At 70.7% G+C, this 25,803-nt stretch carries 22 protein-coding genes; 13 read left to right on the top strand and 9 right to left on the bottom strand.

The window, feature by feature from the left end; genetic code table 11:
- Positions 1 to 49 precede the first annotated feature (49 nt).
- Entirely contained in the window at positions 50 to 1,081 is a 1,032-nt protein-coding gene (gene glpX, locus OG927_RS21235) for a class II fructose-bisphosphatase (protein ID WP_056793830.1), read from the top strand.
- A 54-nt stretch (positions 1,082 to 1,135) separates the two neighbouring features.
- Here the strand turns inward: glpX and OG927_RS21230 are convergent, their stop codons facing one another.
- Complete coding sequence (locus OG927_RS21230; protein ID WP_056793828.1) at positions 1,136 to 1,504, bottom strand: WhiB family transcriptional regulator; 369 nt, start codon at positions 1,502 to 1,504, stop codon at positions 1,136 to 1,138.
- Positions 1,505 to 1,667: 163 nt separating this feature from the next.
- Positions 1,668 to 2,339, bottom strand: a complete 672-nt coding sequence (locus tag OG927_RS21225; RefSeq protein WP_056793826.1) for a DUF1707 SHOCT-like domain-containing protein — start codon at positions 2,337 to 2,339, stop codon at positions 1,668 to 1,670.
- Between the two features lie 180 nt (positions 2,340 to 2,519).
- Between OG927_RS21225 and OG927_RS21220 the strand changes: the two genes are divergently transcribed.
- The 4 genes from OG927_RS21220 (at position 2,520) to OG927_RS21205 (ending at position 8,911) form a co-directional block, all read left to right on the top strand.
- Complete coding sequence (locus OG927_RS21220; protein ID WP_056793824.1) at positions 2,520 to 4,196, top strand: fumarate hydratase; 1,677 nt, start codon at positions 2,520 to 2,522, stop codon at positions 4,194 to 4,196.
- 267 nt (positions 4,197 to 4,463) lie between these two features.
- Positions 4,464 to 5,867, top strand: a complete 1,404-nt coding sequence (locus OG927_RS21215) for a class II fumarate hydratase (protein ID WP_330320633.1) — start codon at positions 4,464 to 4,466, stop codon at positions 5,865 to 5,867.
- Positions 5,868 to 5,911: 44 nt separating this feature from the next.
- Positions 5,912 to 6,616: a cytidylyl-2-hydroxypropylphosphonate hydrolase gene (gene fomD / locus OG927_RS21210; RefSeq protein WP_056793821.1), complete on the top strand. Its 705-nt coding sequence runs from the start codon at positions 5,912 to 5,914 to the stop codon at positions 6,614 to 6,616.
- A 381-nt stretch (positions 6,617 to 6,997) separates the two neighbouring features.
- Entirely contained in the window at positions 6,998 to 8,911 is a 1,914-nt protein-coding gene (locus tag OG927_RS21205; RefSeq protein ID WP_124281276.1) for an ATP-binding SpoIIE family protein phosphatase, read from the top strand.
- Positions 8,912 to 9,030: 119 nt separating this feature from the next.
- Here the strand turns inward: OG927_RS21205 and OG927_RS21200 are convergent, their stop codons facing one another.
- Positions 9,031 to 11,256 carry a transglycosylase domain-containing protein gene (locus tag OG927_RS21200; protein WP_056793817.1) on the bottom strand — a complete coding sequence of 742 codons (2,226 nt, stop codon included), beginning with the start codon at positions 11,254 to 11,256 and terminating at the stop codon, positions 9,031 to 9,033.
- A 223-nt stretch (positions 11,257 to 11,479) separates the two neighbouring features.
- Between OG927_RS21200 and OG927_RS21195 the strand changes: the two genes are divergently transcribed.
- From OG927_RS21195 to OG927_RS21175, 5 genes are all read left to right on the top strand, one after another.
- Positions 11,480 to 12,451: an SPFH domain-containing protein gene (locus OG927_RS21195; RefSeq protein ID WP_056793815.1), complete on the top strand. Its 972-nt coding sequence runs from the start codon at positions 11,480 to 11,482 to the stop codon at positions 12,449 to 12,451.
- A gap of 44 nt (positions 12,452 to 12,495) precedes the next feature.
- Positions 12,496 to 12,732, top strand: a complete 237-nt coding sequence (locus OG927_RS21190) for a hypothetical protein (protein WP_245377181.1) — start codon at positions 12,496 to 12,498, stop codon at positions 12,730 to 12,732.
- Positions 12,733 to 12,871: 139 nt separating this feature from the next.
- Positions 12,872 to 13,396, top strand: a complete 525-nt coding sequence (locus tag OG927_RS21185) for a PadR family transcriptional regulator (RefSeq protein ID WP_056793811.1) — start codon at positions 12,872 to 12,874, stop codon at positions 13,394 to 13,396.
- Positions 13,393 to 14,079, top strand: a complete 687-nt coding sequence (locus OG927_RS21180; protein WP_056793809.1) for an ABC transporter ATP-binding protein — start codon at positions 13,393 to 13,395, stop codon at positions 14,077 to 14,079. The genes OG927_RS21185 and OG927_RS21180 overlap by 4 nt, the downstream gene beginning before the upstream one ends.
- Positions 14,076 to 16,415, top strand: a complete 2,340-nt coding sequence (locus OG927_RS21175; RefSeq protein ID WP_330320632.1) for an ABC transporter permease — start codon at positions 14,076 to 14,078, stop codon at positions 16,413 to 16,415. Before OG927_RS21180 ends, OG927_RS21175 begins: the two co-directional genes overlap by 4 nt.
- A 35-nt stretch (positions 16,416 to 16,450) precedes the next feature.
- On the opposite strand, the gene OG927_RS21170 is transcribed toward OG927_RS21175, so the two are convergent.
- Complete coding sequence (locus OG927_RS21170; protein WP_079099463.1) at positions 16,451 to 17,410, bottom strand: hydrogen peroxide-inducible genes activator; 960 nt, start codon at positions 17,408 to 17,410, stop codon at positions 16,451 to 16,453.
- Between the two features lie 132 nt (positions 17,411 to 17,542).
- Here OG927_RS21170 and OG927_RS21165 point away from each other — a divergent pair, with 132 nt between their 5' ends.
- Both OG927_RS21165 and OG927_RS21160 read left to right on the top strand, forming a co-directional pair.
- Positions 17,543 to 18,097: a peroxiredoxin gene (locus tag OG927_RS21165; protein ID WP_056793803.1), complete on the top strand. Its 555-nt coding sequence runs from the start codon at positions 17,543 to 17,545 to the stop codon at positions 18,095 to 18,097.
- Between the two features lie 12 nt (positions 18,098 to 18,109).
- Positions 18,110 to 18,643, top strand: a complete 534-nt coding sequence (locus OG927_RS21160) for an alkyl hydroperoxide reductase (protein ID WP_056793801.1) — start codon at positions 18,110 to 18,112, stop codon at positions 18,641 to 18,643.
- Between the two features lie 103 nt (positions 18,644 to 18,746).
- Here the strand turns inward: OG927_RS21160 and OG927_RS21155 are convergent, their stop codons facing one another.
- The 4 genes from OG927_RS21155 to OG927_RS21140 form a co-directional block, all read right to left on the bottom strand.
- Entirely contained in the window at positions 18,747 to 20,144 is a 1,398-nt protein-coding gene (locus OG927_RS21155; RefSeq protein WP_330320631.1) for an AI-2E family transporter, read from the bottom strand.
- A gap of 133 nt (positions 20,145 to 20,277) precedes the next feature.
- The gene (locus OG927_RS21150; protein WP_056793798.1) at positions 20,278 to 20,991 is read right to left on the bottom strand and encodes an aggregation-promoting factor C-terminal-like domain-containing protein; all 714 of its coding nucleotides are present in this window, start codon (positions 20,989 to 20,991) and stop codon (positions 20,278 to 20,280) included.
- A gap of 390 nt (positions 20,992 to 21,381) precedes the next feature.
- A complete protein-coding gene (locus tag OG927_RS21145) occupies positions 21,382 to 22,704 on the bottom strand; it encodes a PhoH family protein (RefSeq protein ID WP_056793796.1) in 1,323 nt (440 codons plus the stop codon).
- A gap of 345 nt (positions 22,705 to 23,049) precedes the next feature.
- On the bottom strand, positions 23,050 to 23,811 hold the full coding sequence (locus OG927_RS21140; RefSeq protein ID WP_056793794.1) for an isoprenyl transferase: 762 nt from the start codon (positions 23,809 to 23,811) through the stop codon (positions 23,050 to 23,052).
- A 209-nt stretch (positions 23,812 to 24,020) separates the two neighbouring features.
- On the opposite strand from OG927_RS21140, the gene mgrA reads away from it, so the two are divergent.
- Positions 24,021 to 25,058 carry an L-glyceraldehyde 3-phosphate reductase gene (mgrA, locus tag OG927_RS21135; RefSeq protein ID WP_056793792.1) on the top strand — a complete coding sequence of 346 codons (1,038 nt, stop codon included), beginning with the start codon at positions 24,021 to 24,023 and terminating at the stop codon, positions 25,056 to 25,058.
- A 287-nt stretch (positions 25,059 to 25,345) separates the two neighbouring features.
- Here mgrA and OG927_RS21130 read toward each other — a convergent pair whose 3' ends face one another.
- Positions 25,346 to 25,789: a hypothetical protein gene (locus tag OG927_RS21130; RefSeq protein ID WP_056793790.1), complete on the bottom strand. Its 444-nt coding sequence runs from the start codon at positions 25,787 to 25,789 to the stop codon at positions 25,346 to 25,348.
- Positions 25,790 to 25,803: the final 14 nt, after the last annotated feature.

Below are 25,803 nucleotides of genomic sequence, written 5' to 3'. Positions count from 1 at the left end.
TCACAGCACCCTCATTTCCGGTCGTCGCCGTACAGAAAGGTGCGCTCCGATGTCCGAGCATCATCTGCCGTCCCCCCTGGAGGTCTCCCCGGAGGCCCCCGACCGCAACCTGGCCCTGGAGCTGGTCCGGGTCACCGAAGCCGCCGCCATGGCCGCCGGGCGCTGGGTCGGCCGCGGCGACAAGATCGGCGCCGACGGCGCCGCCGTCAACGCCATGCGGACCCTCGTCTCCACCGTGTCGATGAACGGCATCGTCGTCATCGGTGAAGGCGAGAAGGACGAAGCCCCCATGCTGTACAACGGCGAGCGGGTCGGTGACGGCACCGGTGCCGAGGTCGACATCGCCGTCGACCCGATCGACGGCACCACGCTCAACGCCAAGGGCATGCCCAACGCGATCGCCGTGCTCGCCGCCGCGGACCGGGGCGCCATGTTCGACCCGTCCGCCGTCTTCTACATGGACAAGCTGGTCACCGGCCCCGAGGCCGCCGACTTCGTGGACATCAACGCACCGGTCTCCGTGAACATCCGGCGCGTCGCCAAGGCCAAGAGCTCGACGCCCGAGGACGTCACCGTCGTCATCCTCGACCGCCCCCGGCACGACGGCATCGTCCGGGAGATCCGGGAGACGGGCGCCCGGATCAAGTTCATCTCCGACGGGGACGTGGCCGGCTCGATCATGGCCGCCCGCGAAGGGACCGGCGTCGACCTGCTCATGGGCATCGGCGGCACCCCGGAGGGCATCATCTCGGCGTGCGCCATAAAGTGCCTCGGCGGTGTCATCCAGGGCAAGCTCTGGCCCAAGGACGAGGCCGAGCGGCGGCGCGCACTGGACGCCGGGCACGACCTGGACCGGGTGCTCTCGACGGACGACCTCGTCAGCGGCGACAACGTGTTCTTCGTCGCCACCGGAATCACCGACGGTGAGCTGCTGCGCGGTGTGCGGTACCGCGCGGAGACGGCGACCACGGAGTCCCTGGTGATGCGCTCGAAGTCGGGAACGATCCGGCGGATCGACTCCACGCACCGGCTCTCGAAGCTGCGCGCCTACAGCGCCATCGACTTCGACCGGGCCAAGTAGGACCGGCGCTCCCGAGGGGCCGCCCGGGCGGCCCCTCGCCCGCACGCGCAGGGCTCAGCCGGCCGCGGCTATGTGCTCCGCCGGGGCCGCCGCAAGCTCGATGTCGCGTCTGCGCCGCCGGGCGAGCACGACGCGGCGCTCGGCGGCGGTGAGGCCGCCCCACACCCCGTAGGGCTCGGGCTGCACGAGTGCGTGTTCGCGGCACTCGACCATGACCGGGCACCCGGCGCAGACCTGCTTCGCGGCCACCTCGCGGGACAGCCGGGCAGCAGTCGGCTCCTTCGACGGGGCGAAGAACAGCCCGGCTTCGTCCCGGCGGCACACCGCCTCCGAATGCCAGGGTCCCGCCTGGTCCTCCCGCGCGGGGGCGCGCTGGGACGGCACGGGGGCGACCTGCAGGGGCTGATGCGGCAGTTGCAGCACGGTCTACTCCTGACGACGGCTTCGGCTTCGCGAGCGAGAGACGATGCAGCAGTCCCTACCCGCTGTACGCACGCCTATGCACTGCGTGGCCTTGCCGTACGACTCCTGGAACAGCCGGAGTGCGTTATCTGGCCGGAATTCACAGGACGCCGACCGACCGGCCTCAGCGGCCGAGATGCTTGCGCAACTGGTCGTGGAGGTTGGCAATGAGCTTGCCACGCTTGGGCTTTGCCTCGACGTGCCCGAAGACGGAATAGCCGTTCACCACGACCACCGGGGCTTCCGGGTCGGTGGATTCCAGTGTGTCGACTTCGAAATTGCCGAAAATGCCCGTACCGCTGCCGCGCAGCGAAATGTTCTCGGGCACCCGGATCTCGACGCTGCCGAAGAGGGACGTCGCGTTGATGACGGTCAGACGCTGACCGAAAAGAGCCTCGGTCAGGTCGATCTCGACGCTACCGAAGAGGGAGAAGGCGTTCGTGCGGCCCCCGACGCGCCAACGCCCCCTGCGGGTGGAGCTGCTGAAGACCGCCACGAGGTTCTCGGCGGGCCCGGCCGGGCCCTCGGGGCCGTACCCGTAGGGCGTCTCGGCCCGCCGCTCGGCAGGGCCGTGCGCCGGGAGGTCCTGCACCAGCGGCTGCAACTCGCCCACGGTCTTGGCCCGGTAGACCAGGTCGATCCGCTCGGCGTGCTCCTCGGCGGTCAGCCGGCCCTCGACCATCGCCTCCCGCAGGATGTCCGCGATCCGGTCGCGGTCCGCGTCGGAGGCACGGATCCCGGCGGGCGCGGGACCGGCCGGAGCGACGGGCTGCTGGGGCTGCTTCTCGAGGTCCACCGCACCAGCCTACCCAAACGCGATAGATCGCGACCAGTACCCCGGCGGCCCGGCGTCGCGATCCGGCCCCCTGCCGGGCCGCCCGGGTGAGCCTTACCTCACAGGCCCGGCGCGTCGGCGGCGCTCTACCCTGGTGGATGCGCTGCCCAAGGGAGGTCAGCCGCTGTCGCCGAGTGAGGAATGGCCGTAATGCCAGAGTTTGCGTACTCCGATCTGCTCCCGCTGGGAGAGGACACCACGCCGTACCGGCTGGTGACCGCCGAGGGCGTCTCGACCTTCGAGGCCGACGGCCGTACGTTCCTCAAGGTGGCTCCGGAGGCCCTGCGCACGCTCGCCGCGGAGGCCATGCACGACATCTCGCACTACCTGCGGCCCGCCCACCTGGCGCAGCTGCGGCGCATCGTGGACGACCCCGAGGCCTCGTCGAACGACAAGTTCGTCGCGCTCGACCTCCTGAAGAACGCGAACATCGCCGCGGCGGGTGTCCTGCCCATGTGCCAGGACACCGGCACGGCGATCGTCATGGGCAAGCGCGGGCAGAACGTCCTCACCGAGGGCGGTGACGAGGAGGCCCTGTCGCACGGCATCTTCGACGCGTACACCAAGCTCAACCTGCGCTACTCGCAGATGGCCCCGCTGACGATGTGGGACGAGAAGAACACGGGCTCGAACCTCCCGGCCCAGATCGAGCTGTACGCCACCGACGGCGGCGCGTACAAGTTCCTCTTCATGGCCAAGGGCGGCGGCTCGGCCAACAAGTCGTTCCTCTACCAGGAGACCAAGGCGGTCCTCAACGAGGCCTCCATGATGAAGTTCCTGGAGGAGAAGATCCGCTCGCTGGGGACGGCCGCCTGCCCGCCGTACCACCTGGCGATCGTCGTCGGCGGTACGTCGGCCGAATTCGCCCTGAAGACCGCGAAGTACGCCTCCGCGCACTACCTGGACGAGCTCCCGGCCGAGGGCTCCCCGACCGGCCACGGCTTCCGGGACGAGGAGCTGGAGCAGAAGGTCTTCGAGCTGACGCAGCGGATCGGCATCGGCGCGCAGTTCGGCGGCAAGTACTTCTGCCACGACGTGCGCGTCGTCCGCCTCCCCCGCCACGGCGCCTCGCTGCCCGTCGCCATCGCCGTCTCCTGCTCGGCGGACCGCCAGGCCACCGCGAAGATCACCGCGGAGGGCGTCTTCCTGGAGCAGCTGGAGAAGGACCCCGCGCGCTTCCTGCCGGACACCACCGACGCGCACCTCGAAAGCGACGGCGACGTCGTCCGCATCGACCTGAACCGGCCGATGGACGACATCCTCGCGGAGCTCACCAAGTACCCGGTCAAGACACGGCTCTCGCTGACCGGTCCGCTGGTCGTGGCGCGCGACATCGCGCACGCCAAGATCAAGGAGCGGCTCGACGCGGGCGAGGAGATGCCGCAGTACCTCAAGGACCACCCGGTGTACTACGCGGGACCGGCGAAGACCCCCGAGGGCTACGCGTCCGGCTCCTTCGGCCCCACGACGGCCGGCCGCATGGACAGCTACGTCGCGCAGTTCCAGGCGGCGGGCGGCTCCAAGGTGATGCTCGCCAAGGGCAACCGGTCACGGCAGGTCACCGACGCGTGCGACGCCCACGGCGGCTTCTACCTCGGCTCGATCGGCGGGCCGGCGGCGCGCCTCGCGCAGGACTGCATCAAGAAGGTCGAGGTCGTCGAGTACGAGGAGCTCGGCATGGAGGCGGTCTGGCGGATCGAGGTGGAGGACTTCCCCGCGTTCGTCGTCGTCGACGACAAGGGCAACGACTTCTTCACGGAGCCCGCCCCGGCACCGACCTTCACCAGCATTCCGGTCCGCGGCCCCGGCCTCGGCTGATCCGCACGCGGTTCCAGGGGCGTTCCGGCCGCGGCCGGGGCGCCCCTGCCGCGTTCCCCCGCAGGCCCGCCCCCGCGGATCCGGCCCGCTCCCGGACCGGGGAGCCGCACGGACGAGCCCGCACCCCGTACGCCCGTCGCGGTCCGGGCGCGCCGCGCCGCCCGGTCGCCGCCGTCGGACCGCGCCGGGTATTTACTGGCCGCCGGTGGCGTCGGGGGAATACGGGGAACACGCCACGCGCTCGTCTTCACCAGGAGGTTGGAACACATGAACGGATCGGCCGAGGAAGCGCGGTACCGCGTCGAGCACGACTCGATGGGCGAGGTGAAAGTGCCCGCGCACGCCAAGTGGCGGGCTCAGACGCAGCGCGCCGTGGAGAACTTCCCCATCTCCGGACAGCGCCTGGAACGGGCCCACATCGAGGCCCTGGCCCGGATCAAGGCCGCGGCCGCGAAGGTCAACGCCGAGCTGGAGGTGCTGGATCCCAACGTCGCCGAGGCGATCAGCTCGGCCGCCGCCGAGGTGGCCGACGGCCGCTGGGACGAGCACTTCCCCATCGACGTGTTCCAGACGGGCTCCGGCACGTCGTCCAACATGAACACCAACGAGGTCGTGGCCACGCTCGCCACCGAGCGGCTCGGGCGCGAGGTCCACCCCAACGACCACGTCAACGCGTCCCAGTCCTCCAACGACGTGTTCCCGTCCTCCATCCACATCGCCGCGACCGCCGCCGTCACCGCCGACCTCATCCCGGCCCTGGACCACCTGGCATCCGCCCTGGAGCGGAAATCGGCCGAATTCGCGGATGTCGTGAAGTCGGGCCGTACCCATCTGATGGACGCCACGCCCGTCACCCTGGGCCAGGAGTTCGGCGGCTACGCCGCGCAGATCCGCTACGGCGTCGAACGGCTGCGCTCCGCGCTCCCCCGCCTCGCCGAACTCCCACTGGGGGGTACGGCGGTGGGCACCGGGATCAACACCCCGCCGGGCTTCTCCGCCGCCGTGATCGCCGAGGTGGCGCGCACCACCGGGCTGCCGCTCACCGAGGCCCGTGACCACTTCGAGGCCCAGGGCGCCCGGGACGGACTCGTCGAGGCGTCCGGGCACCTCCGTACCGTCGCCGTCTCGCTCACCAAGATCTCCAACGACCTGCGCTGGATGGCCTCCGGTCCGCGCACCGGGCTGGCCGAGATCAGTCTGCCCGACCTGCAGCCGGGTTCGTCGATCATGCCGGGCAAGGTCAATCCGGTCATCCCGGAGGCCGTGCTGATGGTCGCGGCGCAGGTGACGGGGAACGACGCCACCGTCGCCACCGCCGGTGCGGCCGGCAACTTCGAGCTCAACGTGATGCTGCCCGTGATGGCGAAGAACCTGCTGGAGTCGGTGCGACTGCTCGCCAACGCCTCCCGGCTGCTCGCCGACCGCACGGTCGACGGCATCACGGCCAACGTGGAACGGGCCCGGCTGTACGCGGAGTCGTCGCCGTCGGTGGTGACCCCCCTGAACAAGTACATCGGGTACGAGGAGGCGGCGAAGGTCGCCAAGAAGTCGCTGGCCGAGGGCACCACGATCCGGGAGACGGTGCTGGCCGGGGGCTACGTCGAGCGCGGCGACCTGACCGCGGAGCAGCTCGACGAGGCCCTGGACGTGCTGCGCATGACCCGGCCGTGAAGCATTTCGCAGCGGGCGGGCGGCGCCGTACCTAAGATCTCTTCATGACAGCCACGGAAGCGGGTACGGGAGCAGACACCGGGGCGGGTGCGGGGGACGGCGGGCGCTGGGCGCCGGGCGACCGGATCCTCTGGCGCTACCGGGACAACGGCGGTGACCGGCCCGTGCACATCTGCCGTCCGGTCACCGTGGTCCAGGACACCGACGAGCTGCTCGCCGTGTGGCTGGCCCCCGGTACCGAATGCGTGAAACCGGTCCTCGCCGACGGCACCCAGGTGCATGCCGAGCCGCTCGCCACCCGCTACACGCGTCCGCGCACGACGGTGCGTTCCCGGTGGTTCGGCACGGGCGTGCTGAAGATCGCCCGGCCGGGCGATCCCTGGTCGGTATGGCTGTTCTGGGACCACGGCTGGCTCTTCCGCAACTGGTACGTCAACCTCGAGGAGCCCCGTGCGCGCTGGGCCGGAGGGGTCGATTCCCAGGACCACTTCCTCGACATCGCCGTGCATCCCGACCGCAGCTGGGAGTGGCTCGACGAGGACGAGTTCGCCCAGGCCCAGCGGGTCGGGCTGATGGACGGCGTCACCGCGCAGCGGGTGCGGGAGGCGGGTCTGGCGGCGGCCGACGTGGTCCGGAGCTGGGGCGCGCCGTTCCGGGACGGGTGGGAGCACTGGCGGCCCGATCCGCGGTGGCAGGTCCCTCCGTTGCCCGATGACTGGGACCGCACCCCCGCTCCCGGATCGCCGTGAGACCCTTGATGCACCCCAGGGGGGCAAACGTAGGATCGCCTTCCACGGACTGCACGGCCGGTATGTTTCGTCACAACCGGTGCGCGCAGCACGGGGTCTGACCACAAGTCACCGTACGAACCGCATGAGTCACCGGGGCCACGGAACCGGGTGGGCCGTGCGGTCGCAGGAACCACTACGAGGGGGTGGAGACGTGTTCGCTGCCCGCTGCCCCGTCGCCGGAGTGACCGATATCGGCCCACCGACGGGCGGTTCGGTTTCGGCCCCGCTTACCGGGGCATCCGGTGACAGCCGTTGTTCTCACCGCTCTTGCCGGGGCACAGTGGCGCCCCACAAGGCGATTGCCTCATACAACCGGCCCGGACGGACGGAATCCCACGCGTGACGGAGCATCCCACCTCCCACGAAGGCCGGCAGCCCCTCGCCGCCCGGTCGCAGGAACGCGCCCGGCCCCGGCAGCCGGAGGCCGTAGCGGGAATCGCCGCCACGGCCGCGGTCCCCGGCCCCTCCGCGGCGCCGGGTGCGGCCCCCGGGTCCGCCGCGGCGGACCCCGCCGACACGCAGGCCGTCGCCCGCCGCGAGGGTGACCGGCTGCGCTTCGTCGGCGCCGCCACCCGCCGGATCGCCCGGGGCATAGACCTGGACGAGATCGTGCTCGGCCTGTGCCGGGCCAGTGTGCCGACGTTCTCCGACGCCATACTCGTCTATCTCCGCGACCCGCTCCCGGTGGGTGACGAGCGCCCGGTCAGCCCTTTCGTGCTACGGCTGCGCCGTACCGACAGGCTGCGTTTAACCGATGAGGAGAGTGAGATCGGGCCGGAGGGCGAGCGGCTGCTGAGGCTGCCCGTCTCCGACCCGCAGGCCGGGCTGCTGCCCGCCGCCGACCTGTGCGAGGTCCTGGCGGGCGGTGCGCTCGCCGAGGTGCTGCGCGGGGTGCGGCCCGTCTTCGGGGACTCCGCCGCGGCGCGCGCCGCCCTGCCCGAGCTGCTGGGGGCCGGCCGGACGGTGCCCACCGGACACCGCGCGATCCTGGCACCGCTGCGCGGGCGGCGCCGGGTGATCGGTGCTGCCGTCTTCCTGCGCGGCACGGAACGCCCGCCGTTCGAGGCCAACGACCTGCTGGTCGCGGCTCAGCTGGCCACGCACACCGCGCTCGGCATCGACAAGGCCGTGCTCTACGGCCGCGAGGCGTACATCGCGGACGAGCTGCAGCGCACCATGCTGCCCGACTCGCTGCCGCAGCCGACCGGCGTGCGCCTGGCCTCCCGCTACCTCCCGGCGGCGGAGACCGCCAGGGTGGGCGGGGACTGGTACGACGCGATCCCGCTGCCCGGCAGCAGGGTCGCCCTGGTCGTCGGCGACGTGATGGGCCACTCCATGACCTCCGCGGCGATCATGGGGCAGCTGCGCACCACCGCGCAGACCCTGGCCGGTCTCGACCTGCCGCCGCAGGAGGTCCTGCACCACCTGGACGAGCAGGCGCAGCGGCTCGGCAGTGACCGCATGGCGACCTGCCTGTACGCGGTGTACGACCCCGTCGCCCACCGCATCACCATCGCCAACGCCGGCCACCCGCCGCCCGTGCTCCTGCATCTGGGCGGCCGGGCGGAGGTGCTCCGGGTTCCGCCGGGCGCTCCGATCGGCGTCGGCGGGGTGGACTTCGAGGCGGTCGAGCTGGACGCCCCGGCCGGAGCCACGCTGCTGCTCTACACGGACGGGCTCGTCGAGTCACGGCTGCGGGACGTGTGGACCGGGATCGAGCAGCTGCGGGAGCGGCTGGCCGCCACCGCCCAGCTGACCGGGCCGGACCACTCGCCGCCGCTGGAAGCGCTCTGCGACGACGTGCTCGACATGCTCGGCCCGGGTGACCGGGACGACGACATCGCCCTGCTGGCAGCCCGTTTCGACGGGATCGCGCCGAGCGACGTCGCGTACTGGTTCCTGGAACCGGAGGACGCGGCCCCGGGCCGGGCCCGAAGGCTGGCCCGCAGGGCGCTGAGCCGGTGGGGGCTGGACGATCTCGCGGACGAGGTGGAGCTGCTCGTCAGCGAGGTGGTCACGAACGCGGTGCGGTACGCGGAGCGCCCGGTGACGCTGCGGCTGCTGCGCACGGACATCCTGCGCTGCGAGGTCGGCGACGACTCACCGCAGCTGCCCAGGCAGCGCCGTGCGCGGGACACGGACGAGGGCGGACGCGGACTGTTCCTGGTCAACAGGCTGGCCAGGAGGTGGGGAGCCACCCGGCTGTCCACGGGCAAAGTGGTGTGGTTCGAGATGGCCACTCCCGCTCCGTAGACCTTTGCCGCACGTCCGACCGTTTCACGATGTGCCACCTGCTGGACGGCGTGAGCGTGCCCGCCCCGGAGCGTGCGTGGGGGGCGGTGCCGTTCCTCGGCACCGCCCCCCACGTCTGCTCACTGGTCCAGGATGCCGGATCCCGGCCGCTCGCCCGGTGGCTGCTCCCCGTCCTCGGGGTCCTTCGTCCCGGTGGGGTCCTCGCTCGGGGTGACCGAGGGCGACTCGCTCGGCGGCCGGCTCGTCGTCGTCTCCTCGCTCGGGGTCTCGCTCGGCGTCTCGGACGGCGTCGCGGTCTCCTCGGACGGCGTCGGGCTCGGGGACTCCGTCTCGGACGGCGTGGCCGAGGGGGTCTCGGTCACCGCCGTCTCCCCGCGTTCCACGCCCTCCAGGTCGAACCTGGCGTTCGAGCCGCCACCGAGGGCACCGAGGGTGTAGTCCGCCCAGATCTTCGCCGGGAAGCCGCCGCCGTTGGCCCGGCCCGAGTTGGCCGTACCGGTCAGCGTGACCTGTCCGCCGCCCTCCTTGGTGGACTCGCCATACAGGGCCACGACCGTCGAGAGCTCAGGGGTGTAGGCCGCGAACCAGGCCGCCTTGTTGTTCTCCGACGTACCCGTCTTGCCCGCCGCGTCGTAGGCCGAGGTGTTGGCCTCACGGCCGGAGCCGATGTCGACGACCTCGGTGAGCGCGCGCGTCACGGTGTCCGCCGAGCTCCGGCTGATCACCTGGCCGCCGATCCCGTCGACCGGCTCCATGGCGCGGTCGCGGTGCTCCGCGGACTTGACGATGGTCGGGGTGACCTTCTTGCCGTGGTTGTCGAGGGTGGCGTACACCCCTGCCATGTCCCACGTCGAGGCGTTCATGGTGCCCAGGGTGATGGCGGGGCGCTCGGGGAAGTTCTTGTCGGGTACGCCCATGGCGAGCGCGGTCTTCTTCACGGCGCTCGGGGTGACGTCGACGACCATCTGCGCGAAGACGGCGTTGATCGACTTGTCCATCGCCCGCTGGACGGTCGGGTTGTCGTAGCTGATGTCGTCCTCGTTCTGCGGCGCGAACGGGGTGTCGCTGCCCACGACGGGGCGCTTGCTCGTTCCGTCGTAGACCGTGCCGAGGCCGATCAGGTCGCCGTTCCGGGTCACCGACTCGTTCTCCAGGGCGGAGGCGAGCACCAGCGGCTTGAAGGTGGAGGCGGGCTGGTAGTCCTGCCGGGTGGCGTTGGATATCCAGTGCTCGGTGGCACCGACGCCGCCGTAGAGCGCGACGACCTTGCCCGTCTTCGGGTCGACGGAGGTGGCGCCGGCCTGGACGGTCGCGTCGATCTTGTTGCCCTTGCGGTCGAGCTGGTTCTCCAGCTGGTCGTCGACCGACTTCTCCAGCTGCTTCTGCCGCTTCTTGTCGATGTTGAGGGTGACCGTCCAGCCGCCGGCCTCGCGCATCTCCTCGGTCACGCCCTGCCGCGCCATCTCCTGGTTGGCGGCCTCGACGAGATAGCCCGTCTGGCCCTCCATGCCGGGGGCGGCCTTGGGGGACTTCGGGACGGGGAACGTCAGCTTGCCGCGTTCCGCCCCGTCGAGCCAGCCCTCGTCGACCATGTTGTCCAGGGTGTAGCCCCAGCGCTCCTTGACGAGCTTCTTGCCGGTCGGCGAGGCGACCGCCCAGTCGTACTGGCTGGGGGCCTGGAGCAGGGCCGCGAGGTAGGCGCCCTGGGAGACGTCGAGGTCCTTGGCGTCGACCCCGTAGTAGGCCTGTGCCGCCGCCTGGATGCCGCTCGCACCGCGTCCGTAGTACACGGTGTTCAGGTATCCGGCGAGGATGTCGTCCTTCTTCGTGCTCTGGTCGACCTTGAGCGAGATCACCAGTTCCTTGAGCTTGCGGCTGACCGTCTGGTCCTGCGTGAGGTAGTAGTTCTTGACGTACTGCTGGGTGATCGTGGAGCCGCCCTGCTTGCCCTTGCCCGAGAGCGTGTTGAGCAGGCCGCGCGCGGTGCCCTTGAGGTCGACGCCCTGGTCCCGGTAGAAGGACTTGTTCTCGGCGGCGACGAAGGCGTGCTGGACGCCCTTGGGAACGACGGCGAGGTCCACGATCTCGCGGTTGACGCCGGAGCCGGTCCGGGCCAGGAGTGTGCCGTCGCTGTACTTGTAGACGTTGCTCTGCTTCTCGGCCTGGGCGTTGGCCGCGGGCACGTCGACGTACATGTAGAGCGCCACGAAGGCGCCCATCACCAGCAGGCAGAGCCCGAAGAACGTGCCCAGGATCTTCCGCCAGGTGAAGAGTCCGCGTATGCCGCCCCTCCCGGCCCGGCGCGCTTCCTGCCCCTGAGCCCGTCGCGCATCCGCTCGCCCCATGACTGTGGTGCTCCTGTTCCTCTGCTCGTTCCGCTCCGGTCAGATCAATCAGCTAACACCGAAGCTGCGGACAAATGGCGAGCGATCCGGTCTTTTCCGGACGTGACAATCAGCACCCGCTCTCCAAGGAACCGACTCACGAAGGGTGCACAAGGTTGCGAAGTCGGTTAATGTGAAATCACATTGATAGCGCGGCTCCGTGCCGCACGAGACGGGGGACCCCATGACCGCACCGCACGACCGTCCCGGCACCACCGACCCCGGCGCCGACCTGACTCCGGACGCACCCGAGATGCCCGCCCCCCAGGTCAGGGAGACGACGGCGCACTCCATCCCCGGCGGCTTCGGACTGCTGCTGACCGTCCTCGGGGTGTTCCTCGGCATCGGCCTGGCCATCGGCGGCGGCGTCCTCGGCGGCAACGGGCACAACGGCGTCGGCGTCCCGCTCCTGATCCTCGGACTGCTGCTCACCGTCGCCTCGTTCTTCTGCATGAGCGGTGTGAAAATGGTCGCTCCGGGCGAGGCTCGGGTCATCCAGCTCTTCGGCCGGTACGTCGGCACGATCCGCGCGGACGGCCTGCGCTGGATCAACCCGCTGACCTCCAGCCGCAAGATCTCCACCCGGGTCCGCAACCACGAGACGGCGGTCCTGAAGGTCAACGACGCGTACGGCAACCCGATCGAGCTCGCCGCGATCGTCGTCTGGAAGGTCGAGGACACCGCACAGGCGCTCTTCGAGGTCGACGACTTCCTGGAGTTCGTCGCCACCCAGACCGAGGCGGCCGTCCGGCACATCGCGATCGAGTACCCGTACGACGCCCACGAGGAGGGCGGGCTCTCGCTGCGCGGCAACGCCGAGGAGATCACCGAGAAGCTCGCCGTCGAGCTCACCGCACGGGTCCAGGCGGCGGGCGTGCTGATCATCGAGTCGCGCTTCAGTCACCTGGCGTACGCCCCCGAGATCGCCTCGGCGATGCTCCAGCGGCAGCAGGCGGGCGCCGTCGTCGCGGCCCGCCAGCAGATCGTCGAGGGCGCGGTGGGCATGGTCGAGATGGCGCTGACCCGCATCGCCGAGCAGGACATCGTCGAGCTCGACGCCGAGCGCAAGGCGGCGATGGTCAGCAACCTGATGGTGGTGCTGTGCGGTGACCGGGCGGCGCAGCCGGTCCTGAACACGGGCACGCTCTACCAGTGACGGACGACGCCTCCACCCCTGCCGGGCGGCCGCGGCGCAAGCAGATGCTGCTGCGGCTGGATCCCTCGGTGCACGACGCGCTGGCCCGCTGGGCCTCGGACGAACTGCGCAGCGCGAACGCGCAGATCGAGTTCCTGCTGCGGCGGGCGCTGGCGGAGGCGGGGCGGCTGCCGGGGGGTGCGGGGCCGATCCCTCGGCGGGGGCGGCCGCCGAAGCCGGCGTCCGGGCCGGAGCCCACACCCTTTGACGAGTCGGACGCGGAGCCCGGTACCGAGGGGTGAGGCCGGGGGCCCGGCGGCTCCGCCCCCGAGCCCCCGGCCCCCGGTCGCCGGACGGGCTCGAGGGGCGGGCCGCACCACCCGACCGGCCTGGAGTGGCCCGTATACACGCGAGGTATACACGACATGTAGAGTGCGCCGCATGTCAATCGGTCACACCCTCCTCGGGCTCCTCGAGTCCGGCCCCCGCCACGGCTACGACCTCAAGCGCACCTTCGACGAGAAGTTCGGTCACGACCGGCCCCTGCACTACGGGCAGGTCTACGCGACCATGTCCCGGCTGCTGAAGAACGGCCTCGTCGAGGTCGACGGGGTGGAGTCGGACGGCGGCCCCGAGCGCAAGCGCTACGCCATCACCGATGCCGGGATCACCGATGTCGGCGCCTGGCTGAGCCGGCCGGAGAAGCCCGAGCCGTACCTCCAGTCGACGCTCTACGCCAAGGTCGTCCTGGCCCTGCTCACCGGGCGCAGCGCCTCCGGTCTGCTGGACGCGCAGCGCTCCGAGCACCTGCGGCTCATGCGCGTCCTCACCGACCGCAAACGCAAGGGCGACCTCGCCGACCAGCTCATCTGCGACTACGCGCTGTTCCACCTCGAAGCCGACCTGCGCTGGCTGGAACTGACCGGCGCGCGCCTCGACCAGCTCGCCGAGGTGATCGCCCCGTGACCCCTGCCGGCTCCCTGCTCGCCGCCCACGACCTGCGCAAGGCCTACGGCTCGACGCCCGCGCTCGACGGCGCCTCGTTCTCCGTCCATCCGGGCGAGGTCGTCGCCGTGCTGGGCCCCTCCGGCTCGGGCAAGTCGACGCTGCTGCACTGCCTCGCGGGGATCGTCGTCCCCGACTCGGGCACCCTCACGTACGCGGGCCGCGACCTGTCCGGGATGTCCGACGCCGAGCGCAGCTCCCTGCGACGCGGCGATTTCGGCTTCGTGTTCCAGTTCGGCCAGCTCGTTCCCGAACTGACCTGCCTGGAGAACGTCGCACTGCCTCTCCGGCTGAACGGCGTCAAGCGCAAGCAGGCCGCGCGCACCGCCCTGGAGTGGCTGGAGCGGCTGGAGGTCGACGACACCGCCGCCAAGCGCCCCGGCGAGGTCTCCGGCGGGCAGGGCCAGCGGGTCGCCGTGGCACGCGCCCTGGTCGCGTCGCCCAAGGTGGTCTTCGCGGACGAGCCCACGGGTGCGCTGGACTCCCTCAACGGCGAGCGGGTCATGGAGCTGCTCACCGAGTCCGCCCGGTCGGCCGGCACGGCCGTCGTGCTCGTGACGCACGAGGCGCGGGTGGCCGCGTACTCCGACCGCGACATCGTCGTACGCGACGGACGCGTCCGGGATCCGGAGTTCGCCGTATGACCTGGCTCCGCGACCTCGGTATCGGCATGCGCTTCGCCGCCGCGGGCGGGCGTGAGGGCTGGGCTCGGACCGCGCTCACCGCTGTCGGCGTCGGGCTGGGTGTGGCGATGCTGCTGGTCGCCTCCTCCGTGCCGCATCTGCTGGACCAGCGTTCGGAGCGCGACCGGGCCCGCAAGGAGGCCTCGGTGTCGCGCAACAAGGAGGACGTCCCGAAGTCGGACAGCACGGTTCTGCGGGTCGACGCGGCGACCGAGTACCGCGGCCTCGCCGTCGAAGGCTTCCTGATGCGCGCCGAGGGTGCCCGCCCGGTCCTCCCTCCCGGGGTCGCGGCCTTCCCCGAATCCGGGGAGATGGCGGCCTCCCCCGCCCTCCGGGACCTGCTGGCCTCGTCCGAGGGCGCGCTCCTCAGGGAGCGGCTGCCCTACCGGGTCACCTCGACGATCGCCGACGCGGGACTCCGTTCCCCGGGTGAGCTGTACTTCTACGCGGGCAGCGACTCGCTGACTCCCGCCACCGGCGGTCACCGGCTGGCCGGGTACGGGGACGAACGCGGGGGTGAGCCGCTGCAGCCCGTCCTGGTCGTCCTCGTCATCCTGATCTGCGTCGTGCTGCTGGCACCCGTCGCGATCTTCATCGCCACCGCCGTACGGTTCGGCGGCGACCGGCGCGACCGCCGGCTCGCCGCGCTTCGCCTGGTCGGTGCGGACATCCGGACGACCCGCAGGATCGCGGCCGGTGAGGCGCTGTTCGGTTCCGTGCTCGGGCTGCTGACCGGAGCGGTCCTCTTCCTCGTGGGCCGCAGGTTCGTCGGCCGCGTCGAGGTGTGGGGCCACAGCGCCTTCCCCTCCGACCTGACCCCCTCGGTCTGGCCGGCGACGCTGATCGGCGTCGGAGTTCCCTCGGCCGCGGTGCTCGTCACCCTGGTCGCCATGCGGGCCGTGGTCGTCGAGCCGCTGGGCGTCGTACGCGGCGGCGGAAGCCACCGGCGCCGGCTGTGGTGGCGGCTGCCGATGCCGGTCGTGGGACTGGCGGTACTGGTCCTGACGGGCAGGGTCGACGAATTCACACCGGTCGACCCCTATCCCATCGCGGTCGGCGCCGTACTGGTCCTGGTCGGGCTGGCACTGCTGCTGCCCTGGCTGGTCGGGGCGTGCGTGGACAGGCTGCACGGGGGCCCGCTGCCCTGGCAGCTCGCCGTCCGCCGCCTCCAGCTGAACAGCGGGGCGGCGTCCCGCGCGGTGAGCGGCATCACCGTCGCGGTGGCCGGCGCCGTGGCCCTGCAGATGCTGTTCGCGGCGGTGGGCGACGAATTCGAGCAGATGACGGGGCAGGACCCGTCGCGCGCCCAGTTCCACACCTTCTCCGAGACGGTGAGTGGGGACGCGGCCACCCGGACCATCGAGGCGTTTCGGTCCACCAGGGGCGTGGAGGCCGTCATCGGCACGGTCGAGACGTACGTGACCAGGCCGGGGAAGTACGGGAAGGACGAGGTCGCCCCCACCACCACCCTCAGCGTCGGCGATTGCGCCACCCTGAAGGAACTCGCCGAGATCGGTTCCTGTGAGGAGGGAGACTCCTTCGTCGTCCATCCCAGGGGCGACAAGGAGGCGAGCGACTGGATCGACGAGACGGCGCGCAAGGGCGAGGAGATCGAGCTCAACCCCACCCGCGACTGGCTGCCGGGAGCGAAGTCGGTGCGCTGGATCCTGCCCGCGGACACCCGGACGGTGACAGCCGCTCCCGACCCGCTCGGCGAGGAGCGCCGGGGCATCATGACCACCGTCGGGGCCATCGACCCCCGCACCCTGCCGAGCGCCCGGACGACCGCGCAGATCAAGGTCGACGAGGGCGTGGAGGACGTCTCCGAGTACGTACGCAACACGGCCGCCCGGATTGACCCGGGGATGCGGGTCGCCACCCTGGCCTCGACGGAACGCGAGCGCCAGTACGCCAGCGTGCAGACGGGCCTGCGGCTGGGCGCGGTGGCGATGCTGATCCTGATCGCGGCCTCGATGCTGATCTCCCAGCTGGAACAGCTCCGGGAGCGCAAGCGGCTGCTGTCGGTCCTGGTCGCCTTCGGCACCAGGCGCGTCACCCTCGGCTGGTCGGTGCTCTGGCAGACCGCCGTGCCGGTGGCCGTCGGCCTTCTGGCCGCGACCGCGGGCGGTCTCGGGCTCGGTGCCGTGCTGACGTGGATGATGGGCAAGACCGTGACGCAGTGGTGGCTGTTCCTGCCGATGGCGGGCGCGGGCGCGGTCCTCGTCGTGGCCGTGACCCTTCTCTCGCTCCCCCTGCTGTGGCGCGCGATGCGCCCGGACGGGCTGCGCACGGAGTGAGGCGGCGGGAGGGGTGAGCGCGTCGGGGGGCGCGCTCACCCCTCTCCGGGCACCCGCACCGGAAGGGCCGCCATGGCTTCGCGCAGCGCCGCCGCGAACTCCTCGAACTCCGCGTGCCGCGCCGTTCCCGTCCGCACCGCGAGCGCCACCCGCCGCGAGGGCGCCGGTTCGGCGAAGTACCCGGTGGTCAGCGCATCGTTCCGCGCGGTCTCCACCGTCACCGCCGTACGCGGCAGCAACGTCACCCCGAGCCCGCCCGCGACGAGCTGCACCAGGGTGGAGAGACCGGCCGCGGTCGTCGTCACCGGCGCCCCCTCCGTGCGTCCCGCCTCGCGGCAGATGTCCAGCGCCTGGTCACGCAGGCAGTGCCCCTCGTCGAGCAGGAGCAGGGGCAGGCCCCGCAGTGCCTCACGCGGGATGTCCGTACGTCCGCCCAGCTCGTGCTCCTGCTCCATGACCAGGACGAAGTCCTCGTCGAAGAGGGGCAGTTCGGTGACTCCCGGCACGCCTAGCGGCACGGCGAGCAGCAGCAGGTCCAGCCGGCCCGCCGCCAGGCCGTCCAGCAGCGAGGAGGTCTGCTCCTCGTGCACCTGGAGGTCCAGCTCCGGGTAGCGCTCGTGGACCAGCCTGAGCACGGTCGGCAGCAGGTACGGCGCGACCGTGGGAATCACCCCGAGCCGGAGCACCCCGGTGAACGGCGCCCGCACCGCCTCGGCCTCCTCCATCAGCTCGCCGACCGCCTCCAGCACCGCCCTGGTCCGCACCGCGAGCCGCTCCCCCGCGGGCGAGAGCAGCACCTTGCGCGTCGTACGCTCGATGAGTTGGACACCGAGTGCCGTCTCCAGTGCCGACACGGCGCCGGAGAGTGCGGGCTGACTCATCCCGATAGATGCCGCCGCGTCCCGGAAGTGCAGATGTTCCGCGACGGCCGCGAAAGCGCGCAGCTGCGAGAGGCTGGGCTGCTTGGACCTATTGGCATGATTTACATACGCCACTGATAGGCACCTCCGATCATCACGACCGAGTGTAGCTATTTCCGCGATCAATGCACTCTGTGCCAAGGTGGTGATCGTCCAACCCCCAGGAACGCCCCCAAAAAGGGATTTCCTACGCTGCAAGGAGAGCGCGTGCTCACTGTCGGTGACAAGTTCCCCGAGTTCGACCTGACCGCTTGCGTGTCGCTGGAGAGCGGCAAGGAGTTCGAGCAGATCAACCACAAGACCTATGAGGGTCAGTGGAAGATCGTCTTCGCGTGGCCGAAGGACTTCACCTTCGTGTGCCCCACCGAGATTGCCGCCTTCGGCAAGCTGAACGACGAGTTCGCCGACCGTGACGCGCAGGTCCTCGGCTTCTCCGGCGACTCCGAGTTCGTGCACCACGCCTGGCGCAAGGACCACCCGGACCTGACCGACCTGCCCTTCCCGATGCTGGCCGACTCGAAGCACGAGCTCATGCGTGACCTCGGCATCGAGGGCGAGGACGGCTTCGCCCAGCGCGCCGTCTTCATCGTCGACCAGAACAACGAGATCCAGTTCACGATGGTGACCGCCGGTTCCGTGGGCCGTAACCCCAAGGAGGTCCTGCGGGTCCTCGACGCCCTGCAGACCGACGAGCTCTGCCCCTGCAACTGGACCAAGGGCGAGACCACCCTCGACCCGGTCGCCCTCCTCTCCGGCGAGTGAGCTGATACCGACATGGCACTCGACGAACTCAAGTCCGCCATACCGGACTTCGCCAAGGACCTGAAGCTGAACCTCGGTTCCGTCATCGGGAACAGCGAGCTCCCCCAGCAGCAGCTGTGGGGCACCGTCCTGGCCTGCGCGATCGCCTCGCGCTCGCCGAAGGTGCTGCGCGAGCTGGAGCCGGAGGCCAGGGCCGCCCTCTCCGCCGAGGCGTACACCGCCGCGAAGTCGGCCGCCGCCATCATGGCGATGAACAACGTCTTCTACCGCACCCGGCACCTGCTGTCGGACCCCGAGTACGGGAACCTCCGTGCGGGCCTGCGGATGAACGTCATCGGCAAGCCCGGCGTGGAGAAGGTCGATTTCGAGCTGTGGTCGCTCGCCGTCTCCGCGATCAACGGCTGCGGCCAGTGCCTGGACTCCCACGAGCAGGTGCTGCGCAAGGCCGGCGTGGACCGTGAGACCATTCAGGAAGCCGTCAAGATCGCATCGGTGATCCAGGCGGTGGGCGTGACCCTCGAGGCTGAGGCCGTTCTCGCCGAGTAGGACCGCAGTACCCCTTGAACGAGGAGGGCCCCGTGGACGACCGACCGTCCCCGGGGCCCTTCTCATGTTCCGTGCCGCTCCTGTGGGCCGTGGTCCTGCGGCCTCACTTCGGCGACTCGTCCTGCGTGCCCGGCTCGGCGCCCGCGGGCTCCGGTGTGTCGTCGGCCCCGCGGGGGGCGGGGGCCGGCGTCGGCGCCACCGAGATGGCCGTCGCGCCGTGCGGCGGGGGCGAGTGGCGCAGGGCGGTCTCCCGCCCGTACGCCCGCAGGTAGCCGACCACCGTGTTCGTCACGGCGACGAGCGGGACGGCGACGACCGCACCTCCGATACCGGCGATCATGCCGCCGGCGGCGACCGACAGGACGACGGCCAGCGGGTGGACGCGCACCGCGCGGCCCAGGATGAAGGGCTGCAGGATGTGGCCCTCGATCTGCTGCACCGCGAGCACCACGAGGAGCGCCATCAGGGCGGTGAACACGCCCTGGGTGACGAGCGCGACGACCACGGCGAGCGCCCCGGAGATCACGGCGCCGACCAGGGGGATGAAGGCGAAGAGGAAGATGAAGACGGCGAGCGGCACCGCCATCGGCACATCGAGGATGTAGATCCCCAGACCGATGAAGATCGCGTCGATCAGGGCGACGATCACCGTGCCCCGCACGTAGGCGGTCAGCGTCCGCCAGGCGCGCGGTCCCGCGCCGGCCACTCCGGGGCGGGCCTGGGAGGGGACCAGCTTGAGCACCCACTGCCAGATGCGCTTCCCGTCGTAGAGCAGGAAGAGCGTCGAGAACATCGCCAGCAGTATCCCGGTGAGGACCTCCACCATCACGGTGACGCCCTGCAGCCCTGCGGAGGTGATCTCCTCGGTGTTGGTCCCGATGGTGTCGCTGAGGTTCTTCGCGATGTCGTTGATCTGCGACTCGGTGACGTGGAACGGGCTGTCGAGCAGCCAGCGCTTCAGCTCGTCGATGCCGTCGCGCACCTTGTCGGAGAGCGTGTCCAGATTGTCCATCACCTGCCACACGACGAACCAGCCGACCAGGCCCATGACGACGAAGCCGAGCACGGCGGTGACGGCGGTGGCGAGACCGCGCGGCAGCCCGAGCCGCCTCAGCCGTACGACGGTGGGCTGGAGCATCGCGGTCACCAGCAGTGCGGCGACGAAGGCGAGGACGACCAGCTGGACGGCGCTGACGACGCGCATCAGCACCCAGAGCGTGCCCGCCAGGACCAGCAGCCGCCAGCCCGCCTCGGCGGCGACGCGCATCCCCCACGGGATGGCGGCGACCGGGTCGGGCCTGGCGGCGACGGAGGGGGCGTAGGAGGGTGGAGCGGGCACCTGTTCGGCGGCAACGGTCGAGAGCGTCGACGAGGACGTCTCCGCGGCGTCGGCGTCCGCGTCGTCGCGGCGGGCACCCTCGGCGCGCCGTTCTTCCAGGCGCGCCCCGACCGCGGTCAGTTCAGCACCCAGCCGACCGAGCCATCCCGGAAGTTTGGACATGATTTTTCCCTTTCCCCCGTCAGCTCTCCTCACTCCCCCCGGAGCTGCTCGGATCGACCGTACAGCGTGATGCCCCGCACCGTAGGACGGTGCGGGGCATCACGGAGGTCGAGCGCGGGGACCCGGGGGTTCCCTAGTACCAGTTGTTGGCCTGCCAGAACGACCAGGCGCCGCACGGGCTGCCGTAGCGGCCGTCCATGTAGCTGAGGCCCCACTTGATCTGGGTGGCCGGGTTGGTCTGCCAGTCGGCGCCGGCGGAGACCATCTTCGAGGCGGGGAGCGCCTGCATCAGGCCGTACGCCCCGGACGACGGGTTGCTCGCCCGGTAGTTCCACGTCGACTCGTGGTTCACGATGTTGCTGAAGCACTGGAACTGGTCGGCAGGAACCATCTGCCGGGCCATCGCCTGGACTTCGGCCACCGTGTAGGAGCCCTTGGCGGAGAACGAGGAGGCGTCACGGACGGAGGACCGGCTCGCACGCTCGGCGTCGTCCTTGGCCTTCGCCTTGGCCTCGCGCTCGGCCTCCAGCTTGTCCTCGGCCGCCTGCTTCTTCGACTTGGCGTCCTTGGCAGCCTGGACGCGGGCAGTCTCCTCGGCGGACTTCTTGGCTGCCGCGTCCGCCGCGGAGGCCTGCGCGTCGGCCTGCTGTGTCAGCGAAGCGGTCTGCACCTGGGCCTGCTGACCCGCGGGGATGTCTGCGAGCAGCGTGGTGTCGGCTGCGGCCGCCTCGAAGTTGTTGTCGTCGACAGCGGGAGTGCTGCCCGACGCAACGCCTACAACGGCGCCTACGGTGGTTACGGCGGTGGCAGATGCCACGGCGAACCCCCGGACCGAGATCCGGCTCACACGGTGTCCTTCCAGCATCGCCCGCTTAGGTGACCTCGCGGGCGCAATCGTGCCCTTGACACTGGCCTCCCTACTGCTTGGGTCACGGGAGGCACGGGCCCGGTGGGCAACTCCCTTTCGGAAGTGCCGCGTGGTGCTCGCGGGCGGCATACGGACGGCAGGTGTTGAGTTGTGTGGTGCGTGGCGCCTCTGGAGGTGCCCAAGTGCCGTATGCGGGGCCTGACGGAAGCAAGACTCTGCCGGAAGGACACGGCGCGTTGCAATTCTGTGTTGCGTGTTAAAGCTCACACCTCGTTTGGGGCACGTCTTTTCTGGAAATGACGGCGCAGCACGATGCCGCCCGGCTAGGATCCTTGGCTCGCCGGACGGCATCGGGTGGGAACTTCCGTGTCAGATGCGGCCTTCCTCCAGCATTTCGGTCACCAGCGCGGCGATCTGCGAGCGCTCGGAGCGGGTGAGCGTGACATGCGCGAAGAGCGGATGCCCCTTCAGCTTCTCGACCACGGCGACGACTCCGTCGTACCGGCCGACCCTGAGGTTGTCCCGCTGGGCCACGTCGTGGGTGAGCACCACCCGCGAATTCGTCCCGATCCGGGACAACACGGTCAGCAGGACATTCCGCTCGAGCGACTGCGCCTCGTCGACGATCACGAACGCGTCGTGGAGCGAGCGGCCCCGGATGTGGGTGAGCGGCAGGATCTCCAGCATCCCGCGCCCCAGCACCTCTTCGATGACCTCGCGCCCGGCGACCGCCGACAGCGTGTCGAAGACCGCCTGCGCCCAGGGGCTCATCTTCTCGGACTCGCTGCCGGGGAGATAGCCGAGCTCCTGGCCGCCGACCGCGTACAGCGGACGGAAGACCATCACCTTCTTGTGCTGCCGGCGCTCCAGCACCGCCTCCAGACCCGCGCAGAGCGCCAGGGCCGACTTGCCGGTGCCCGCCCGGCCCCCCATGGACACGATGCCGACGTCCGGGTCGAGGAGCAGGTCGAGCGCGATGCGCTGCTCGGCGCTGCGGCCGTGGATCCCGAAGGCCTCCCGGTCGCCGCGCACGAGACGCACACTGCCTTCGGCCGTGACCCTCCCGAGTGCCTTGCCGCGCTCGGACTGGAGGACCAGCCCGGTGTGCACGGGGTATTCGGCCGCCTCGGGGATGAAGAGCGTCTCCTCACTGAACAGCAGGTCGACCTGCTCGGCGGCGAGGCTCAGCTCCGACATCCCGGTCCAGCCGGAGTCGGTGATGGCGAGTTCGGCGCGGTACTCCTCGGCGAGGAGGCCGACCGACGACGCCTTGATCCTGAGCGGCAGGTCCTTGGAGACGACCGTGACGTCGTACCCCTCGGCCTGCAGATTGCGCGCCACCGCGAGAATCCGTGAGTCGTTGTCCCCCAACCGGTAGCCGGCCGGCAGGACGCCGGGGTCGGAGTGGTTGAGTTCGACACGGAGCGTCCCGCCCAGATCCCCGAGCGGGATCGGGGCGTCCAGCCGGCCGTACCGGACCCGGAAGTCGTCCAGCAGGCGCAGGGCCTGCCGGGCGAAGTACCCGAGCTCGGGATGGTGCCGTTTGGCTTCCAGCTCCGTGACGACGACGATCGGGAGCACCACCTCGTGCTCGTCGAAGCGGGCCATGGCGTTGGGGTCGGCCAGCAGGACGCTGGTGTCGAGAACATAGGTGCGCCTGTCGGGCATGCGGCGCTTAGTGCTGGTCACCACGGAAGGACGTACCCCCTCGGACGAGGTCGGGGAGTGCGACGGAGGTCGCGGAACTTCCCGAAGGGAGAGGACGGACCGGGTTCGGACCCCGTGCGCGGGCCGAACGCCGGCCCTCCGCGTCGGCCGCACGGTGTGCGGTCCTTCGTGTGCAAAGGGCCTCCCGGGCGAGCGGGCTGGGTGCCGCTCACTTGGCTGCGACGTCCGCCTGGTTGGTGACCGGACATCGACCTGACAGGGGTATTCCCTCGAACACGCGAAGCCATGCGCGCGGCGTGGACCAGCGGCGCACCCGGGTGGCGCGGGCCTTTACCGTCCGCCGCGCCCTCCGTGGATGAGGACGGGGCCTCAGGTGCCGTAGCGGCGGTGGCGGGCCGCGTAGTCGCGCAGGGCGCGGAGGAAGTCGACCTTGCGGAAGGCCGGCCAGAACACCTCGCAGAAGTAGTACTCCGAATGGGCGCTCTGCCAGAGCATGAAGCCCGACAGCCGCTGCTCGCCGCTGGTGCGGATCACCAGGTCCGGATCGGGCTGCCCACGGGTGTAGAGGTGCTCGGAGATGAGGTCGGTGGAGACGACCTCGGCGAGCTCCTCGAAGGTCGTGCCCCTGGAGGAGTGCTCCAGCAGCAGGGACCGCACCGCGTCCGCGATCTCCTGGCGGCCTCCGTAGCCGACGGCGACGTTGACGATTATCCCCTCGGTACCCGCCGTGGCCTCCTCCGCCTCCTTGAGGACGGTCTGGGTCCGCGCGGGGAGCAGGTCGAGCGTGCCGACGTGGTGGACGCGCCACCGCCCGTCGGCCGCCAGCCGGCGCACGGTGTTCTCGATGATGCCGAGCAGCGGGACGAGCTCCGCCTCGGGCCGGTCGAAGTTGTCCGTGGACAGCAGCCAGAGGGTGACGACCTCGACCTCGGTCTCGCTGCACCAGCCGAGCAGCTCGGAGATCTTGTCCGCCCCGGCCTGGTGCCCCTGCACCGCCGAGCCGCCGGAGGCCTTCGCCCACCGCCGGTTCCCGTCGAGGATGACTCCGATGTGCTTGGGCACCTGGGAGTGGTCCAGGCGTCCCTCCACCCGGCGCGCGTAGAGCCCGTACACCAGGTCGCGCAGATTCACTGAGTTCACCCTCTCGGTTCCGTACGGGCCGACGCGGGCCCGCCCTCCCCGTCGCCGGGGGTCCGGGGCCGTCCCCGGGGGATCGCCGCGCAGTCCGCACACCACGCTCACGCGCCGCAGATCGGCAAGTCCCGAAGGCGCCACATTACTGCCGCCGGGTCACGGGGGCCCACCCCGGCCTGTCACAAGTCCGTGATAAGGAGTGAAACGTGACTGATTACCTCCCCCATCGCGCCGCCGACTCGCGCTACGACTCCATGGAGTACCGCCGCACCGGCCGCAGCGGTCTCAAGCTCCCCGCCATCTCGCTCGGCCTGTGGCACAACTTCGGCGACGACCGCAGCCTGGGCTCCCAGCGGGCCATCCTCCGTCGCGCCTTCGACCTCGGTGTGACCCACTTCGATCTGGCCAACAACTACGGCCCGCCGCCCGGCTCGGCCGAGCTGAACTTCGGCAAGCTCTTCCAGCAGGACTTCGCCCCGTACCGGGACGAACTGATCATCTCCACCAAGGCCGGATACCAGATGCACCCCGGCCCGTACGGGGAGTGGGGCTCCCGCAAGTACCTGCTGTCCTCGCTCGACGCCTCACTGAAGCGGATGGGGCTCGATCACGTCGACATCTTCTACTCCCACCGTTTCGACCCCGGCACCCCGCTCGAGGAGACGATGGGGGCGCTGGCCACGGCCGTACGCCAGGGCAAGGCGCTGTACGCGGGCGTGTCCTCGTACAACGCCGAGCAGACCGCCGAGGCGGCCCGGCTGCTCGCGGAGATGGGTGTGCCGGCCCTGATCCACCAGCCTTCCTATTCCATGGTCAACCGGTGGCTGGAGGCCGACGGGCTGCTGGACACGCTGGAGACGGCCGGTATGGGCTGCATCTCGTTCGCGCCGCTCGCCCAGGGACTGCTGACGGACAAGTACCTCGCGGGCATCCCCGAGGGGTCGCGTGCCAGCCAGGGCAAGTCCCTCGACCCGGATCTGCTCTCCGAGGAGATGCTCCGCCGGCTGCGAGGGCTGAACGGGATCGCCCGGGACCGCGGGCAGTCCCTCGCCCAGCTGGCGCTCAACTGGGTGCTGCGGGACAGCCGTATGACGTCCGCCCTGATCGGGGCCTCGAGTGTGAAGCAGCTGGAGCAGAACGTGGCCGCGCTCGCCGCTCCGGTGCTGACCGCGGACGAGCTGAAGGAGATCGACACCTACGCGGTGGACACGGCACGGACGAACATCTGGGCCAACCGGGGCTGATGTTCCCCGCCCGGTACGGGGCCCGTTCCGCCTGCGTTCGGGGCGGGCCGGGGGCCTCACCGCGGGGCCATGAAAAAACGGGCCGGTCCGTGGGGGGGGTTACGGACCGGCCCGAGGGGGGGTTTCCACCATAACCCTTCGTAAGTGATGCTGCGTGCCACGCCACGAAATAATTACTCTCCGGGTTCGCCGGACTGCGTTGCGAGCACATACCGGCGACCGCGCCCGCCGTCGGTGCGGGCGGCCGCGGGGGCTGCGGGCGGGCAGCCGGGGCGGCGGCGGACGGCTCAGCGGGGGGCGAAGCAGATCGCGACCGTGTCCCCGCCGGTGACCACGAAGTCGCCGTTCTCGCAGCGGATGACCGCCTCGCGCACCTCGCCGTGCTCGTCCCGGCTCTCCTGCGTGCCGATGACGGTCCACGCCCCTCCGTAGGGCGGTGGGGGCATCCGGCTCAGCGGTGCGAACTGCCACTGCCCCGCGGGCACGCACCAGGCGGGCAGCCCGGGCCAGCTGCCGGAGGTGATGCGCAGCGTCCGGCCGGAGGCGCACGTCAGGAGGACCGACTGTCCCGTGGAGAGCACGAACTCGACCGCCTCCGGCTCCCCCGCCCGGCCTTCGGGCCGGTAGAACAGTCCGTGGACGGCGGTGATCCGCTCCCCGGTGAGCCAGCCGGACCTGCCGTGGCGCGGCCGGCTGATCTCCTCGCCGGACGTTTCCCTTCCCACCGTCATGACCCGCTCCTTCG

This window comes from Streptomyces clavifer, from assembly GCF_036345975.1.
GTDB classification, from domain to species: domain Bacteria; phylum Actinomycetota; class Actinomycetes; order Streptomycetales; family Streptomycetaceae; genus Streptomyces; species Streptomyces clavifer.
The sequence above is the reverse complement of the archived record's forward strand: the minus strand, read 5'-3'. Positions and strand labels throughout refer to the sequence as shown.